The following is a 14,339-nucleotide window of genomic DNA, read 5'->3' as shown; positions in this document are numbered from 1 at the left end:
CGATGAACCGGGGGTTACCGGTCCGAGGGTAGGTCGGTGGTGGACCCTTCAGGCAGGCCAGTGCGCGGCAATCTCAGGAGTCCACTTTCGGCACCCCGGCGACCAGGACTTCCGCAGCTTCCGTGCGTGCGTAGAGCACGTGACGTCCGGCACGATGCCCGCTGACCAGGCCCGCGGCCTTGAGGACGCCCAGGTGCTGCGACACGGCGCCCGCGGTGAGCTGCGTCCGGCGGGCGAGCTCCGAGGTGGACGCCGGTGCGGCCAGTTCGGCGAGCAGCATCGCGCGGCCGCGGCCCACCACCGCGGCCAGTGCGCCGGGCGCGGCGGCCGTGCCGGTCTCCCACAGCGTGGCGATCCCGCGCGGCGGGTAGCGCAGCACCGGCTGCCAGCGCGGGTCGGTCTTGGAGAACACCCGCGGCCAGACGAACGCCGAGGGCACGAGCACGAGGCCGCGCCCGTCGAGCGGCACGGCGGCGTGCAGGTGGCGGTGCGCCACCGTGAGCGTGCCGCCCTGCCAGCGGACCAGCGGCGTGAGGTCGTTGAACAGCTCGGCGGCCCCGCCGTGGGCCAGCAGCCGCGACCGGTGCAGCACGTCGGCCTCGAGCAGCGCGCGGATGCGCGGCCAGTCGGCGGCGAGCACGAGGTCCCAGTACCGCTCCATCAGCGTCGCGAGCCGCTCCAGCCCGGCTTCGGGATCGCGGTGGAAGCGGTTCAGCGCGGGCGACCGCGGCCCGGACATCGCGTCGAGCTCACGCCGGACGACGCGGGCCGGCACGTCGCGGAGGTCGGCGAGCTCGTCGGCCAGCTCGGGCAGCGGGGTCGACGGCGTGCCGGCGAGGAAGCCGGGCAGGTGCCGCAGCGGGACGAGCTCGCGCAGCAGCCCGATGTCCAGCCCGGCGCCGTCGAGCGCCGCGGTGGCCCGCTTGACCCACGGCAGGTGCAGGGCGTGCTCCCCCGGCTGGTTCAGGACGCGGACGCTCGCCACGATCTCCCACGCCGGGGAGAACGCGAACCGGGTGTGCGCCAGGTCCTCTGTGGAGAATGCCAGGTCGAGCACGCGCTGCCTCCTGCCGCGGAACAGCTGTCAGCCTAAGACTCTCCCTTGTGGACGGTCGAGCGGGGTGCGGAAAGTCCTTGCGGGAACGCGAAAATTCCTCGCGGGTCGTACTTCCGGGCGACCGCGCGCAGCCGGGGCAGGTTCACCCCGTAGTACGCCTCGGCCCAGTCCGGCATCTCCGGGTCGAGGTAATTGACGTAGCCGGTGGTGCCGAACTCCGGCCCGAGCCCGTCCCGCACGGCGGCGAGCGAACGCCGCGCTGCCGCCTCGCCGCCGTCCTCCGGCGCCGCGCCGTGCAGGAACTGCAGGCTCGCCAGGGACTTCCGGTGCGGGAACGCCGTGTCACGGGCGCCGACCCGTGCGATGGCGCCGCCCGCCGAGTCGACGATGGTGCGGACACCCGGGTCGCGGGTCAGGACCTCGACCACCGCGCCCGGATCCGCGGCGGGCCGCGTCAGCATCCGCGACGTCCCGGTGTAGGCGTAGCGGGCTTCGAGGGCCCCCGGCCGGGAGTCGTGGTCGTCGAACGACCGCATGGCGGACAGGTGGTCCATGACCTGCCGCCGCTGGTCGATCGGCGGGGTGCCGACCCGGCGGATCAGGTCGTCGAGCAGCTCCTTCAACCGGGCTTCGGGACCGAGGAACGTGCCGCCGAGCGACGCTTCGTTCGCCGCGAGCCCCATCCCCGACCACAGCTCGTCCGGCCCGGCCGGCTGCCACTCCTGCCAGGCGGCGAGCAGGTCGGCGCCCGCGGCCGGCGGGAAGTACAGCTGGAAGGTGGCGACGTCGGCGACCGCGACGGTCCGGAACGTGAAGCCCGTGACGATGCCGAAGTTCCCGCCGCCCCCGCCGCGCAGCGCCCAGAACAGGTCCGGCTCCGCCGTCGCCGAGACGGTGCGCAGCCGGCCGTCGGCCGTGACGATCCGGGCCGCCTCCAGGTGGTCGCACGTCAGCCCGTACTTCCGGTCGAGCACCCCGACCCCGCCGCCGAGGGCGAGCCCGGCGATGCCGACGGTGTCGCAGCTGCCCGCCGGCAGCACCCGGCCGGCCGCCGCGAGCGTGGTCGCGATCGGCCCCAGCCGGGCCCCGGCGCCGATCGCCGCGCGGCCGTCGGGGCGCACCTCGATCCCCGAGAACCGGCTCAGGTCCACCACGATCCCGCCGTCCACAGTGGAATAGCCGGGATAACTGTGCCCACCGCTGCGGGCGGCCACGGGCAGCCGGTGCCGAGCGGCGAAGGCGATCGCGGCCTGGATGTCCTCGACGCACGCCGCGCCGACGACGGCGGCCGGCATCCGGTCGTCGTACATCGTGAAGAAGACCTGCTTGACCTCCGGATAACCCGCGTCGCCCGGCCGGAACAGCGGCCCGGACAGCCGGCGGCGCAGCCGCTCCCAGTCGTCCGGCGGCGGCCAGCCCGCCAGGCCCGCCACCGGAACCGCCCCGGAAATCCGCAGGAAAGTCCGCCTGTCCACCGTCATGACACTCCCCCTGGCCCCATGCTCCCCGGGCATTCGGCTGGTCCCGGGACCCTTGCCTTGCCGTGACCAGGGTAGCGGGTGTGTGATCGAGGACACATCCCGTACACCAGCCGTTCGCCGAGGAGTCGTCATGGCAGACAAACAGGCCAAGAACGCCGACACCGGGGCCGCCGTCGCTGTGGACGACCCCGCGAAGGTCCGCAACGTGGTGCTCGTCGGCCCGTCCGGCTCGGGGAAGACGACCCTCACGGAGGCCCTCCTCGCGGCGTCCGGCACCGTCCCGCGCGCGGGCTCGGTGGTCGACGGGACGACGGTGTGCGACCACGACCCGGCCGCGGTCCGCCAGCAGCGCTCGGTCGGCCTCTCGGTCGCGCCGGTGCTGCACCGGGGTCACAAGATCAACCTGATCGACACGCCGGGCTACGCCGACTTCGTCGGCGAGCTGCGGGCCGGGCTGCGGGCGGCCGACGCGGCGCTGTTCGTCGTCTGCGCGGCCGAAGGGGTCGACGCGGCGACGATCGCCGTGTGGGAGGAGTGCGCCGCGGTCGGGATGCCGCGCGCGGTCGTCGTCTCCCGGCTCGACCACCACCGGGCCGACACGATGGCCGAGATCGCCGCCTGCCAGGCCGCGTTCGGCGCCGGGGTGCTGCCGCTGTACCTGCCCGCGGGCGCCGGCCTGGTCGGGCTGATCACCCAGCGGTACTTCGACTACTCCGCCGGGCACCCGCCGAAGGTGGGCGAGCCCGAGCCGGCCGACCTGGAACGGATGGCCGAGGCCCGCAACGAGCTGATCGAAGGGATCATCGCCGAGAGCGAGGACGAGTCCCTGATGGACCGCTACCTCGGCGGGGAGGGGATCGCCGAGGAGACCCTCATCGCCGACCTCGAAACCGCCGTCGCGCGCGGTTCGTTCCACCCGGTCATCCCGGTCTGCTCGACCAGCGGGATCGGCCTGGCCGAGGTGCTCGACGGGATCGTCCGGGCGTTCCCCTCACCGCTGGAGCACGAGCCGCCGGACGTCACCACGCCGGACGGCGAACCGCACGCCGCGATCTCCGCCGACCCCGCGGGCCCCCTCGCCGCGGAGGTCGTCCGGACGGCCGTCGACTCCTACGTCGGCCGCGTGTCCCTCGTCCGGGTGTTCTCCGGGACACTGCGGCCCGAGCGGCCGGTGCACGTGTCCGGGCACGGTCTCGCCGAACGCGGCCACGAGGACCACGACGCCGACGAGCGCGTCGCGCACCTCTATTCCCCGCTCGGCGCGAACCTGCGCGAAGTCCCGTACTGCGTCGCGGGTGACCTCTGCGCGCTGACGAAGGTCGGGTCGGCGGAGACCGGCGACACCGTCTCCTCGCCCGAAGAGCCGTTGCTGATGGAACCGTGGGCGATGCCGGAGCCGCTGCTGCCGGTCGCGGTCGTCGCGAAGACCCGCAGCGACGAAGACACGTTGGCGCGCAACCTGTCCCGGCTCGTCGCCGGCGACCCGACGCTGCGGCTCGACCGCAACGCCGAGACGAACCAGCTGGTGCTGTGGTGCATGGGCGAGGCCCACGCCGACGTCGTGCTGTCGCGGCTGCGCGCGGGTGGCGCGGACGTCGACACCGAACCGGTGAAGATCAGCCTGCGCACGACGTTCGGCAAGCCCGCCAAGGGCCACGGCCGGCACGTGAAGCAGTCCGGCGGGCACGGCCAGTTCGCCGTCTGCGACATCGTGGTCGAGCCGCTGCCGCGCGGCGGCGGGTTCCAGTTCGTGGACAAGGTCGTCGGCGGGTCGGTGCCGCACCAGTTCATCCCGAGTGTCGAGAAGGGGGTGCGGGCGCAGCTGCAGCGCGGGCTGGCCGACGGCCACCCGGTGGTCGACGTCAAGGTGACGCTGGTGGACGGGAAGGCGCACAGTGTCGACTCCTCCGACGCCGCGTTCCAGACCGCCGGCGCGCTGGCGTTGCGGGAGGCCGCGGCGAACGGGCACCTCACGATGCTGGAGCCCCTCGAAGAAGTGGCCATCCGGCTGCCGGACGAGCACCTCGGCACCGTGCTCGGCGACCTCTCCTCGCGAAGGGGCCGCGTGCTGGGCACCGAGGCCGGCGACGGCGGCCGGACGATGATCCGCGCCGAGGTCCCGGCGACCGAGCTGATCCGCTACCTCATCGACCTGCGCTCGATGAGCTCCGGCACGGCGACGTTCACCCGCCGCCACGCCCGGTTCGAGCCGATGCCGGAAGGGATGGCGGTGCACTAGCCGACCCGCGTACCCGGGCGGACGACAAGGCAACGGCCGGCTCAGCCGCCGTGTCGTCCGGCTGGGTACGCGTGTCGTCCGGTCGGCGGTCGGTCCGGGCGGCGGGCGCGGTGCAGTGTGGCCGCGAAGTCGAGGGTGATCACGCCGTCCTCGGCCATCGTGCGGGCGCCGTCCAGGAACCGCGCGCGGAACTCGCCGGCCCGCTCACCGAGCGCGGCGACCAGCTCGGTGCCGCCGCGCGGCTGCAGCCACTCCCACAGCGCGTCCGGTCCTTCGAGCGGCAACGGCATCTCGACGTCTTCGCGGGCCAGATCGCGGAATCCCCCCGCGGTCAGCAGCGTGTCGAGGCCGTCCGCGTCCATCGGCCCCGCGTCCGGCTCGGGCTCGGGCTCCGGCTGCGACTCGGGCTCGGGCTCGGCCGGGGAGTCCGGCGCGAAGAACTCGGCGCTGAGCTCCTGCAACCAGCCCAGCCGGCCCACCGACTGCCGCTCCAGCGAGAGCGCGATCGTGCCGCCGGGCGCCAGCATCCGCCGGGCCTGGGCCAGCACGGCCGCCGGGTCGTCCAGGACCTGCACGACGAACCCCGCCGTGACCAGGTCGAACGCGCCGTCGGGGAAATCCGGGCGGGCCGCGTCCATCGTGCGGGCGGTCAGCTCCGGGTGGTCGGCGGTGAGCCGGCCGACCATCTCCGGTGAGGCGTCGATCGCCGTCACCACGCAACCGCGCGCCAGCAGGGCACGGGCGACAGCGCCGCGGCCGGCCCCGATGTCCAGGGCCCGCGAGCCCGGCCGGGGGCCGGCGAACGCGGCGAGCCGGGCGCCGATGTCGCCCACGTAGAAGAAGATCTCCTCGTACCGATCGGCGATCCGGTCGTACTTCGCCTGAGCCTGGGCAGCCGTGACCATGAGGACGACGCTAGGGAACCGGCCCGCGGCGAGGAACCGCCAGTGGGACGAGGCGCTCAGAAGTCGAAGCCGCCCGGGCGGCCGTTGCGGTCGGCCAGCAGGCCGGCGAGCGTGGCCAGCGCGATCTCCGGCGGGGTCCGCGAGCCGATGTTGAGCCCGACCGGCCGGTGCACCCGGGCGATCTCGGCGTCCGGCACGCCGAGCCCCTGCAACGCGGCCACGTGCGGACCCGGGTGGCGCGGGTTGCCGAGCACGCCGATCCACCGCGGCGACTGGTCGAGCGCGGCCTTCAGGACGTCGCCGAGCTCCGGCCGGTGGTGGTCGGTCACCACGACGTCCGCGGTCCCGTCGAGCGCGGCCGGCGTTGTCGCGGCCTCGATCCCGTCCGGGACGTCGGTCGCCCGCGCGGCGTCCGGTTCGACCAGCGCGACGTGGAAACCGAGGTCCCGCGCGAACTTCAGCAGGTACCGCGAAACCGGGGAGGCGAACACCGCCACCAGGGTCCGCGTGGCCGGGTCCGCCGGAGCCGTGCCGTGGGCGACGTCGCAGGTCTCGCTCATGCCGCCATTGTGCCCCGGTTCAGCGGACCTGTTCGCCCAGCGACACCCGGAACTGGAACAGGTCGGTCTTGCCCTTCACGAGCACCAGGTAGCCCCCGGCCACGCGCAGCACCGTCCGCCCGACCGGCGACCACGGGTGCGCGGGCCGGTGCTGCTTGGCCAGCAGGTACGCGTCGTCCTCGGCGCTCTCGCGGTCGGGGTACGGCGTCGCCTCCGCGACCGACCAGCCGCGGCCGTCGCCCACGCCACCCTGCTCTTCGATGACCACCCACCACGTCGCACTCATGCCGGTCCGACGCGGGCCGGGGCCGCCGGGTTTCAGATTTCTTCGGCGACCGTCAGCCGGAAGTGGAACGTCGAGGTCCGGCCGTCGACGATCACCAGGTACCCACCCGCGGCCCGCAGGACCCGCCGCGACTTCGGCGACCACGGGTAAGCCGGCTGGTACTCACGCGCGAGCCGCAACGCCTCGGCCTCCGCCGCCTCCTGGTCCGGGAAGGAGAAGGTCTCCGACAGCGACCAGGTCCGGCCGTCACCGGTTCCGCGCTGCTCTTCGACGACCACGCACCAGGTCACGCTCGCACCTCCGGTTCAGCGACGGTCTCCCCGAGGGTCACGCGGAAGTGGAACGTCGCGGTGCGGCCGGTCGCGATCACGAGGTAACCATCGCCGACCCGCAGGACCTTCCGTTCCTTGACCGTCGACGGGTGCACGGGCCGGTGCTCGAACGCGAGCCGCCGCGCCACCTCGTCGGCGTGGGCCCGGTCGCCGCCCGCCGGCTTCGTCTTGGTGACCTCCCAGGTGCGCCCGTCACCACCGCCGCGCTGCTCCTCGACGATCACCCACCACACGTCACACCTCCGGTTCGGCGAACTCGAAGTACTCCGGCAGCGGCGCGGTGCCCGCCAGCCGGAAGTAGCGCACCTTCCGCCGCCGCCGCAGCCGCAGGGTGTCGCGGACGGCGTCGTTGTGGACGCGGCGGGCGATCACCACCCGGTGCTCGGCGTCGGTCAGCTCCTCGGCCAGCTCGGCGGCCAGGCCGGCCCGGTCGACGCGGCTCAGGTGCAGCGTCAGCTCGTTCTCCTCGGCTTCACGGTCGGGCCGCGGCGCGGCTTCGGCGCGCTCGGCCGACATCCGCAGGGCGGTATCGCCCAGCACCACCGCGACCGCCCGCGCCACGACCGCCCGGCGGGCCAGCGCCGCGTCCAAGGCGGCCCAGCCGGCGTCCGTGCGGACGTGCAGCCGGTCGAGCCGGTTCGCCGTCGCCAGCAGGAACAGCCCGCCCAGCACGACGACCAGCGCCAGGACCGGAAGCAGCCAGCCGAGCACGTTCACCGGGCGAACTCCCGCTCCGGCGCCGCGACGCGCCGGGGGTCGGCCGCGATGGCCGTCTCGTAGACGCGCAACACCTGCGTGGCCACCACCGACCAGTCGAACATCGTGACCCGCTCCCCCGCCGCCGCGGCCAGCGACACCCGGCGCGCGGGGTCGCCGAGCAGCTCGCGCAGCCCGTCGGCGAGCGCGGCCGGGTCGCCGGTCTCGACGAGCATCCCGGCGCGGCCGTCGTCGAGCACCCGCCGGAACGAGTCGAGCCCGCTGGCCAGCACCGGGGTGCCCGCGGCCATCGCCTCGGTCAGGATCATCCCGAAGCTCTCGCCGCCGGTGTTCGGCGCGCAGTAGACGTCGACGCTGCGCAGCGCCTGGGCCTTCACGTCGTCGTCGGCCTGGCCGAGCAGCTCCAGGTGCGGCGCCAGCTCGGGACCGGCGTCACGGCGCAGCTGGTCCTCGTCACCGCGGCCGACGACGACCAGCCGCAGGTCTTCGAACTCCGGCAGGATCCGCCGCAGCGCCTCCAGCAGCACACCCATGCCCTTGCGCGGCTCGCCGAACCGGCCGACGAACCCGACCGTGCCGCCGGCCCGCGGGTAACCCGGCAGCGGCGTCGCCGAGGAGAAGAACTCGACGTCGACACCGTTGGGGATCTCCACGGCGTCCCCACCCGCGTGCTCCACCTGCACCCGGCGGGCCAGCGCGGAGACCGCGATCCGCGCGGTGATCTTCTCCAGCAGCGGCCGCAGCACCGGCTGGAACGCCGACAGCGTGCGCGAGCGGGTCGTCGCGGTGTGGAACGTCGCCACGATCGGGCCGTCCGCGATGAGCAGCGCCAGCAGCGAAAGGCTCGGCGCGGCCGGCTCGTGCAGGTGCAGGACGTCGAAGTCGCCGTCGCGGATCCAGCGCCGCACCCGGGCGTAGGACACCGGGCCGAACTGCAGGCGGGCGACCGAGCCGTTGTACGGGATGCCGAGCGCCTTGCCGGCCGGGTGCACGAACGGCGGCAGGTCCGCGTCGTCGTCGGCGGGCGCGAGCACGGACACCTGGTGCCCGCGCGCGAGCAGCGCCTTCGTCAGGTCGATGACGTGCCCCTGGACCCCACCGGGCACGTCGAACGAGTAGGGGCAGACGATCCCGACCCGCATTCCCCGCGCGGCCACGCGTCAGCTCGCTTCTTCGAGGCTGACCCGCTCGGCGGCCTCGAGGTCGGCCGGCCAGAACTTCTGCAGCATGTGCCAGTCGGCCGGGTGCGCGGCGATGTCGCCGGCGAAGATGTCGGCCAGCGCCTGGGTCGCGGCCGGGACCTCGGCGCGCGCGGTGACCCGGATCCGCGGGTGCAGCCGGATCTGCCAGCCGTCCTCGGTGAACCAGCAGCCGGCCGGGATCAGCGCCGCGCCGGTCGTGGCGGCCAGCCGCGCGGGCCCGCCGGGCATCCGCGCGGGCTCGCCGAAGAACTTCACCGGGATGCCGCTGCTGGTCAGGTCCCGGTCGCCGAGCAGGCAGACGGCCTTGTTCTCCCGCAGCCGCTTCAGGAGCACGCGCATCGCCGAGCTGTCGCCGGTCAGCGGCAGGATCTCGAAGCCGAGCGACTCCCGGTAGGCGACGAACCGGCGGTAGAGCGACTCGGGCTTCAGCCGCTCGGCGACGGTCGTGAACCCGCCGAGGTAGTCGGCCAGCCAGACCCCGGCGATGTCCCAGTTGCCGCTGTGCGGCAGCGCCATCACCGCGCCGTTGCCCTCGGCCAGCGCCGCGTCGAGGTTCTCCACCCCGGTGATCGACGCGGCGACCTTGCCGCTGACCGCCTTGTGGTCCATCACCGGCAGCCGGAAGGTCTCGTGCCAGTACCGGGCGTACGAGCGCATCGCCCGGCGCGCCAGCTCGTCCATTTCGACCGGGTCGGCCTGCGGCACCACGCGGGCGAGGTTCGCGCGCAGCTGCCGCACGCCGTCGCCGTCACGCCGGACGGCGAGGTCGGCGCCGAGCGAGAAGACCGTGCCGCCGAACCCGGCGGGCAGCCAGCCGGCCAGCCGCCAGCCCGCCGCGTAGCCGAAGCTGCTCAGCCGCTCGGTCAGCCTGCTCATGCCGGCTGCTCCCCGGCGGCCTCGCGGGCCGCCTTCGCCACGGCGGCCGTCCGCTGCAGCAGGGTGATCACCGAGAGCACGGCGAGCAGCCAGAGCGTCACGTCCACGGTGTACGGGATGCCGAAGCCGTGCAGGCCGGTGCCGACGAGCGCGATGATCAGCCGCTCGGCGCGCTCGACGAGGCCGCCGTCGACGGGCAGGCCCGAGGCGTCGGCGCGGGCCTTGACGTAGGAGATGACCTGGGCGAGCACCAGGCACAGCAGCGCCGCGGCGGCGGCCGGGCGGTTGTCGTCGACGACGAAGCACCACCACGCGATGGCGGCGAACAGGGCGCCGTCGACCAGCCTGTCGCAGGTCGCGTCGAGCACCGCGCCGAACGGGGTGCCGTAACCGCGGGCCCGGGCCATGGCGCCGTCGAGCAGGTCCAGCATGGCGAAGCCCCACACCGTGAAGGTGCCCCACAGCAGGTGGTCGGTCGGGAAGAAGAAAAGAGCGCAGACGACGGCGCCGGCAGTGCCGAACACGGTCATGACGTTCGGGGTCAGCCCGGCGCGGACCAGCGCCTGGCCGATCGGATCGGTGACGCGGGAAACGGAGGCACGCGCGAAGATATTGAGCATCGGATCGTCTGAGGCACCTGGCTACGAGGGTCGGGTGGGCGATGGCAGCCTATCGACCCGTCCCGGTGAACCCGACGCGCCGCCCCGCGTCAGCCGGATTTCGGCAGCCGGACGACCTCGCCGGCGAACGCCTCGGCGTCCATTTGGGCCTGCGCGGCGGCGCACTTCGGTGAGAGCTGGTTGCGGATCGCGGTGCTGATCTCACCCAGCGCGGCCACCTGCTCCGGCGTCAGCGGGTCGAACAGGCTCTCCCGGACGGCCTCGACGTGCCCGGGCGCGGCGGCCTCGAGCGCGGCGAAGCCCGCCTCGGTCAGGACGGCCCAGGCGCCGCGCTTGTCGGTCGGGCAGGCCTCGCGGCGCACCCAGCCGTTGGCCTCCAGGCGCGCGACCGCGTGCGAGAGACGGCTTCGCGACGCCTGCCGCGCGTCGGCGAGCTCACTCATCCGGAGCCGGCGGCCCGGCGCTTCCGAGAGGGCCACGAGGACTTCGTAATAGGTGTGCGGCATGCCCGAGTCGTGCTGCAGCTGACCCTCGAGGTGCGCGCTGAGCATGCGGGTGGCCATGTTGAACTCACGCCAGACGCGCTGCTCGTCGTCGCTGAGCCATCGAGTTTCGGACATACCCCCATCATACCCTCGGTTGAACACTCAATTAGGGTTTGCCGGTTACGGCATTCGAGCGTTTCACCAGGCGTCGGCCAGCAGATCCCGCGTTTCGCCCAGCAATTGCGGGAGCACCTTCGTCTGGCCGATGATCGGCATGAAGTTCGCGTCGCCGCCCCAGCGTGGCACCAGGTGCTGGTGCAGGTGCGCGGCGATGCCCGCGCCGGCGATCACGCCCTGGTTCAGGCCGATGTTGAACCCGTGCGCGCCGGACACCGCGCGGATCACCTTCATCGCGTGCTGGGTGAACTCCGCGACTTCGCGCGTCTCTTCCACCGTCAGCTCGGTGTAGTCCGCAACGTGCCGGTAGGGCACCACCATCAGGTGCCCGGGGTTGTACGGGTACAGGTTCAGCACCGCGAACACCGTCTCGCCGCGCGCGACGATCAGGCCGGTCTTGTCGTCGAGCGACGGGATCCGGCAGAACGGGCAGCCGGGCTCGTCGTCGCCGTCCGGCTTGTCCTGGCCCTTGATGTAGGCCATCCGGTGCGGGGTCCAGAGCCGCTGGAACGCGTCCTGGACCCCGGCGCCCTGCTGCTCGACGAGCTCGGGACCGTCACTCACCGAACGACCGTCTCCAGCGCCTCGGCCGACGGCGAGGCGTTCTCGCGGCGCTCGATCCAGCCGGCGATCGCGTCGACGGCGTCGGCCACCGGCACGCCGTTGATCTGGCCGCCGTCGCGGAAGCGGAACGACACCGCGCCCGCCTCGACGTCCTTCGCGCCGGCCAGCAGCATGAAGGGCACCTTCTGCGTGGTGTGCGTGCGGATCTTCTTCTGCATCCGGTCGTCACTCGCGTCGACCTCGGCGCGGATCCCCTTGGCGCGCAACGCCTTCTCGATGTCCTGCAGGTGCTCGACCTGGTCGGCGGTGATCGGGATGCCGACCACCTGCACCGGCGCGAGCCACGCCGGGAACGCGCCCGCGTAGTGCTCGGTCAGCACGCCGAAGAACCGCTCGATCGAGCCGAACAGCGCGCGGTGGATCATCACCGGCGTCTGGCGGGTGCCGTCCGGCGCGGTGTACTCGAGCTCGAACCGCTTGTTCTGGTTGAAGTCCAGCTGGATGGTCGACATCTGCCAGGTGCGGCCGATGGCGTCCTTCGCCTGCACCGAGATCTTCGGCCCGTAGAAGGCCGCGCCGCCCGGGTCCGGGACCAGCTCGAGGCCGGAGTCGACGGCCGCCTGCCGCAGCGTCTCGGTGGCCTCCTCCCACTCCCAGTCCTCGCCGATGAACTTGTCGGAGTCGCCGCGGGTGGACAGCTCGAGGTAGAAGTCGGAGAGGCCGTAGTCGGCCAGCAGGTCCAGCACGAACTTCAGCAGCGACCGGAGCTCGCCCGGCATCTGCTCCTTGGTGCAGTAGATGTGCGAGTCGTCCATCGTCAGGCCGCGCACCCGGGTCAGGCCGTGCACCACACCCGACTTCTCGTAGCGGTACACCGTGCCGAACTCGAACAGCCGCAGCGGCAGCTCGCGGTAGGACCGCCCGCGCGAGCGGAAGATCAGGTTGTGCATCGGGCAGTTCATGGCCTTGAGGTAGTAGTTCTCCTCGTCGAACTGCACCGGCGGGAACATCGTGTCCGCGTAGTAGGGCAGGTGGCCGGAGGTGTGGAACAGCTCGCCCTTGCTGATGTGCGGGGTGTTCACGAACTCGTAGCCGGCCTCCTCGTGGCGGCGGCGCGAGTAGTTCTCCAGCTCACGGCGGATGATGCCGCCCTTGGGGTGGAACACCGGCAGGCCCGAGCCGATCTCCTCGGGGAAGGAGAACAGGTCGAGCTCGGCGCCGAGCTTGCGGTGGTCGCGGCGCTCGGCCTCGGCGATGCGCTCGAGGTGGGCGTCCTGTGCCTCGGCCGACTCCCACGCCGTGCCGTAGATACGCTGCAGCTGCGGGTTCTTCTCGCTCCCCCGCCAGTACGCGGCGGCGACGCGGGTCAGCTTGAACGCGGGGATGAACTTGGTGGTCGGCACGTGCGGACCGCGGCAGAGGTCACTCCAGACACGTTCCTTGGTGCGCGGGTCGAGATTGTCGTAGATGGTGAGCTCACCCTCGCCCACCTCCATCACCTCGGAGGTGTCCACTTCGGACTTGAGGTCGACGAGCTCGAGCTTGAACGGCTCGTCCGCCAGTTCCTTCTTCGCCTCGTCCACCGAGTCGAAAACGCGCCGGGAGAACTGCTGGGCGCCCTTGACGATCTGCTTCATGCGCTTTTCGAGCGCCTGCAGGTCCTCCGGGGTGAACGGAGTGTCGACGGCGAAGTCGTAGTAGAAGCCGTCCTTCACCGGCGGGCCGATGCCCAGCTTGGCGTCCGGGAACTGCTGCTGGACAGCCTGGGCGAGCACGTGGGCCGCCGAATGGCGGATGACGCTGCGGCCGTCCTCGGTGTTCGCGGCGACCGGCTCGACCTCGGTGTCCGATTCCGGGGCCCAGGCGAGGTCGCGCAGCTTGCCCTCGGCGTCGCGGACCACGACGACGGTGTCCGGGCCCTTGGTCGGCAGACCGGCCTCGCGGACCGCGGCGCCCGCCGTAGTGCCCGCCGGTACCACCACGCGGGAGGCGGCCACGGGGGAAACGGGGGGCGACTGGGACACGATGGCTCCTCGAACTTCAGTGATAAAGGCGACGCCGTCGATGCTAGTCGGCGGCCCGCGCGCGCCTCACGCGCGTCCGCGAACGCCGGACAGGCCGCCTCCGGTTCGGGAAGCGGCCTGCCCGTTCGACGGACCAGGTGGGTCAGAGGGTTTCGACGACCTGGTCGAAGTCCAGCCGCGGCAGCCGGTCGAACCACGGGTTCTCCCCCGGCTTGCCGACGTTGACGACGACGAGCGAGCGCCACTTCTTGTCGGCGAAGAACTCGTCGTCCACCCCGGCGGCGTCGAAGCCGGTCATCGGCCCGGCGGCCAGGCCGGCGGCGCGGACGCCGATGATGAAGTAGCCGACCTGCAGCAGCGAGTTCAGCTTGGCGAACTCGACGCGGCCCTGCTCGTCGGAGAAGTTGTCCTTCACCTGCGGGGCGTGCGGGAAGACCTGGGGGATGTTTTCGTGGAAGTCGACGTCCGCGGCGAGCACGACGGTCAGCGGAGCGGCTTCGGTCTTGTCCCGGTTGCCCGGGGCCATGTGCGGGAGCAGGCGGGCCTTCGCCTCGGCGGTGCGCAGCACCAGCGCACGCAGCGGCTGGGTGTTCATCGACGTCGGGGCCCACTTGACGAGGTCGTAGATCGCGCGGACCTGCTCCTCGGTCACCGGCTCGGAGCTGAAACTGTTGGCCGTCCGCGCCTCGCGGAACAGCAGGTTCTGCACGTCCGAGGGGAGCTGAAGGGCTTCGGTCTGCTCGGCAAAGGTGGTCATCGGGCTGAGGTTCCTTCCGTGGGTCGGTACCCGGAAGAACCAAGTTGAGCGTTGAAC

Annotated in this window: 16 protein-coding genes; 1 reads left to right on the top strand and 15 read right to left on the bottom strand. The window is 72.6% G+C overall.

Annotated elements, in window-relative coordinates; translation table 11 throughout:
* Positions 1-73 precede the first annotated feature (73 nt).
* Complete coding sequence (locus tag ACIA5G_RS31270) at positions 74-1,057, bottom strand: DUF5937 family protein (protein WP_395929640.1); 984 nt, start codon at positions 1,055-1,057, stop codon at positions 74-76.
* A gap of 32 nt (positions 1,058-1,089) precedes the next feature.
* A complete protein-coding gene (locus ACIA5G_RS31265) occupies positions 1,090-2,538 on the bottom strand; it encodes an FAD-binding oxidoreductase (protein ID WP_395929638.1) in 1,449 nt (482 codons plus the stop codon).
* 130 nt (positions 2,539-2,668) lie between these two features.
* Between ACIA5G_RS31265 and ACIA5G_RS31260 the strand changes: the two genes are divergently transcribed.
* Complete coding sequence (locus tag ACIA5G_RS31260) at positions 2,669-4,777, top strand: elongation factor G-like protein EF-G2 (protein ID WP_395929636.1); 2,109 nt, start codon at positions 2,669-2,671, stop codon at positions 4,775-4,777.
* A gap of 41 nt (positions 4,778-4,818) precedes the next feature.
* Here ACIA5G_RS31260 and ACIA5G_RS31255 read toward each other — a convergent pair whose 3' ends face one another.
* From ACIA5G_RS31255 to ACIA5G_RS31195, 13 genes are all read right to left on the bottom strand, one after another.
* Positions 4,819-5,682: a class I SAM-dependent methyltransferase gene (locus tag ACIA5G_RS31255; protein WP_395929634.1), complete on the bottom strand. Its 864-nt coding sequence runs from the start codon at positions 5,680-5,682 to the stop codon at positions 4,819-4,821.
* A 56-nt stretch (positions 5,683-5,738) separates the two neighbouring features.
* Positions 5,739-6,242, bottom strand: coding sequence for an XdhC family protein (locus ACIA5G_RS31250; protein ID WP_395929632.1), 504 nt, complete (start codon positions 6,240-6,242; stop codon positions 5,739-5,741).
* A gap of 19 nt (positions 6,243-6,261) precedes the next feature.
* Complete coding sequence (locus ACIA5G_RS31245; RefSeq protein ID WP_395929630.1) at positions 6,262-6,528, bottom strand: hypothetical protein; 267 nt, start codon at positions 6,526-6,528, stop codon at positions 6,262-6,264.
* Between the two features lie 32 nt (positions 6,529-6,560).
* Positions 6,561-6,818: a hypothetical protein gene (locus tag ACIA5G_RS31240; RefSeq protein ID WP_395929628.1), complete on the bottom strand. Its 258-nt coding sequence runs from the start codon at positions 6,816-6,818 to the stop codon at positions 6,561-6,563.
* Positions 6,815-7,093, bottom strand: a complete 279-nt coding sequence (locus ACIA5G_RS31235) for a hypothetical protein (RefSeq protein ID WP_395929626.1) — start codon at positions 7,091-7,093, stop codon at positions 6,815-6,817. The genes ACIA5G_RS31240 and ACIA5G_RS31235 overlap by 4 nt, the downstream gene beginning before the upstream one ends.
* Position 7,094: 1 nt before the next feature.
* The gene (locus ACIA5G_RS31230) at positions 7,095-7,577 is read right to left on the bottom strand and encodes an NUDIX hydrolase (protein ID WP_395929624.1); all 483 of its coding nucleotides are present in this window, start codon (positions 7,575-7,577) and stop codon (positions 7,095-7,097) included.
* A complete protein-coding gene (locus ACIA5G_RS31225; protein ID WP_395930324.1) occupies positions 7,574-8,719 on the bottom strand; it encodes a glycosyltransferase family 4 protein in 1,146 nt (381 codons plus the stop codon). The genes ACIA5G_RS31230 and ACIA5G_RS31225 overlap by 4 nt, the downstream gene beginning before the upstream one ends.
* An 18-nt stretch (positions 8,720-8,737) precedes the next feature.
* Positions 8,738-9,655, bottom strand: coding sequence for a phosphatidylinositol mannoside acyltransferase (locus tag ACIA5G_RS31220; protein ID WP_395929622.1), 918 nt, complete (start codon positions 9,653-9,655; stop codon positions 8,738-8,740).
* Positions 9,652-10,275 (bottom strand): phosphatidylinositol phosphate synthase, encoded by a 624-nt coding sequence (gene pgsA, locus ACIA5G_RS31215; protein WP_395929620.1) that lies wholly within the window; start codon positions 10,273-10,275, stop codon positions 9,652-9,654. The genes ACIA5G_RS31220 and pgsA overlap by 4 nt, the downstream gene beginning before the upstream one ends.
* 89 nt (positions 10,276-10,364) lie before the next feature.
* On the bottom strand, positions 10,365-10,895 hold the full coding sequence (locus tag ACIA5G_RS31210; protein ID WP_395929618.1) for a MarR family winged helix-turn-helix transcriptional regulator: 531 nt from the start codon (positions 10,893-10,895) through the stop codon (positions 10,365-10,367).
* A 63-nt stretch (positions 10,896-10,958) separates the two neighbouring features.
* On the bottom strand, positions 10,959-11,501 hold the full coding sequence (locus ACIA5G_RS31205; protein WP_395929616.1) for an HIT family protein: 543 nt from the start codon (positions 11,499-11,501) through the stop codon (positions 10,959-10,961).
* Positions 11,498-13,525 (bottom strand): threonine--tRNA ligase, encoded by a 2,028-nt coding sequence (gene thrS, locus ACIA5G_RS31200; protein WP_395929614.1) that lies wholly within the window; start codon positions 13,523-13,525, stop codon positions 11,498-11,500. The genes ACIA5G_RS31205 and thrS overlap by 4 nt, the downstream gene beginning before the upstream one ends.
* Positions 13,526-13,667: 142 nt before the next feature.
* Positions 13,668-14,282, bottom strand: coding sequence for a malonic semialdehyde reductase (locus ACIA5G_RS31195; RefSeq protein ID WP_395929612.1), 615 nt, complete (start codon positions 14,280-14,282; stop codon positions 13,668-13,670).
* Positions 14,283-14,339: the final 57 nt, after the last annotated feature.

This window comes from Amycolatopsis sp. NPDC051758 (assembly GCF_044453095.1).
Lineage (GTDB): Bacteria > Actinomycetota > Actinomycetes > Mycobacteriales > Pseudonocardiaceae > Amycolatopsis.
The sequence above is the reverse complement of the archived record's forward strand: the minus strand, read 5'-3'. Positions and strand labels throughout refer to the sequence as shown.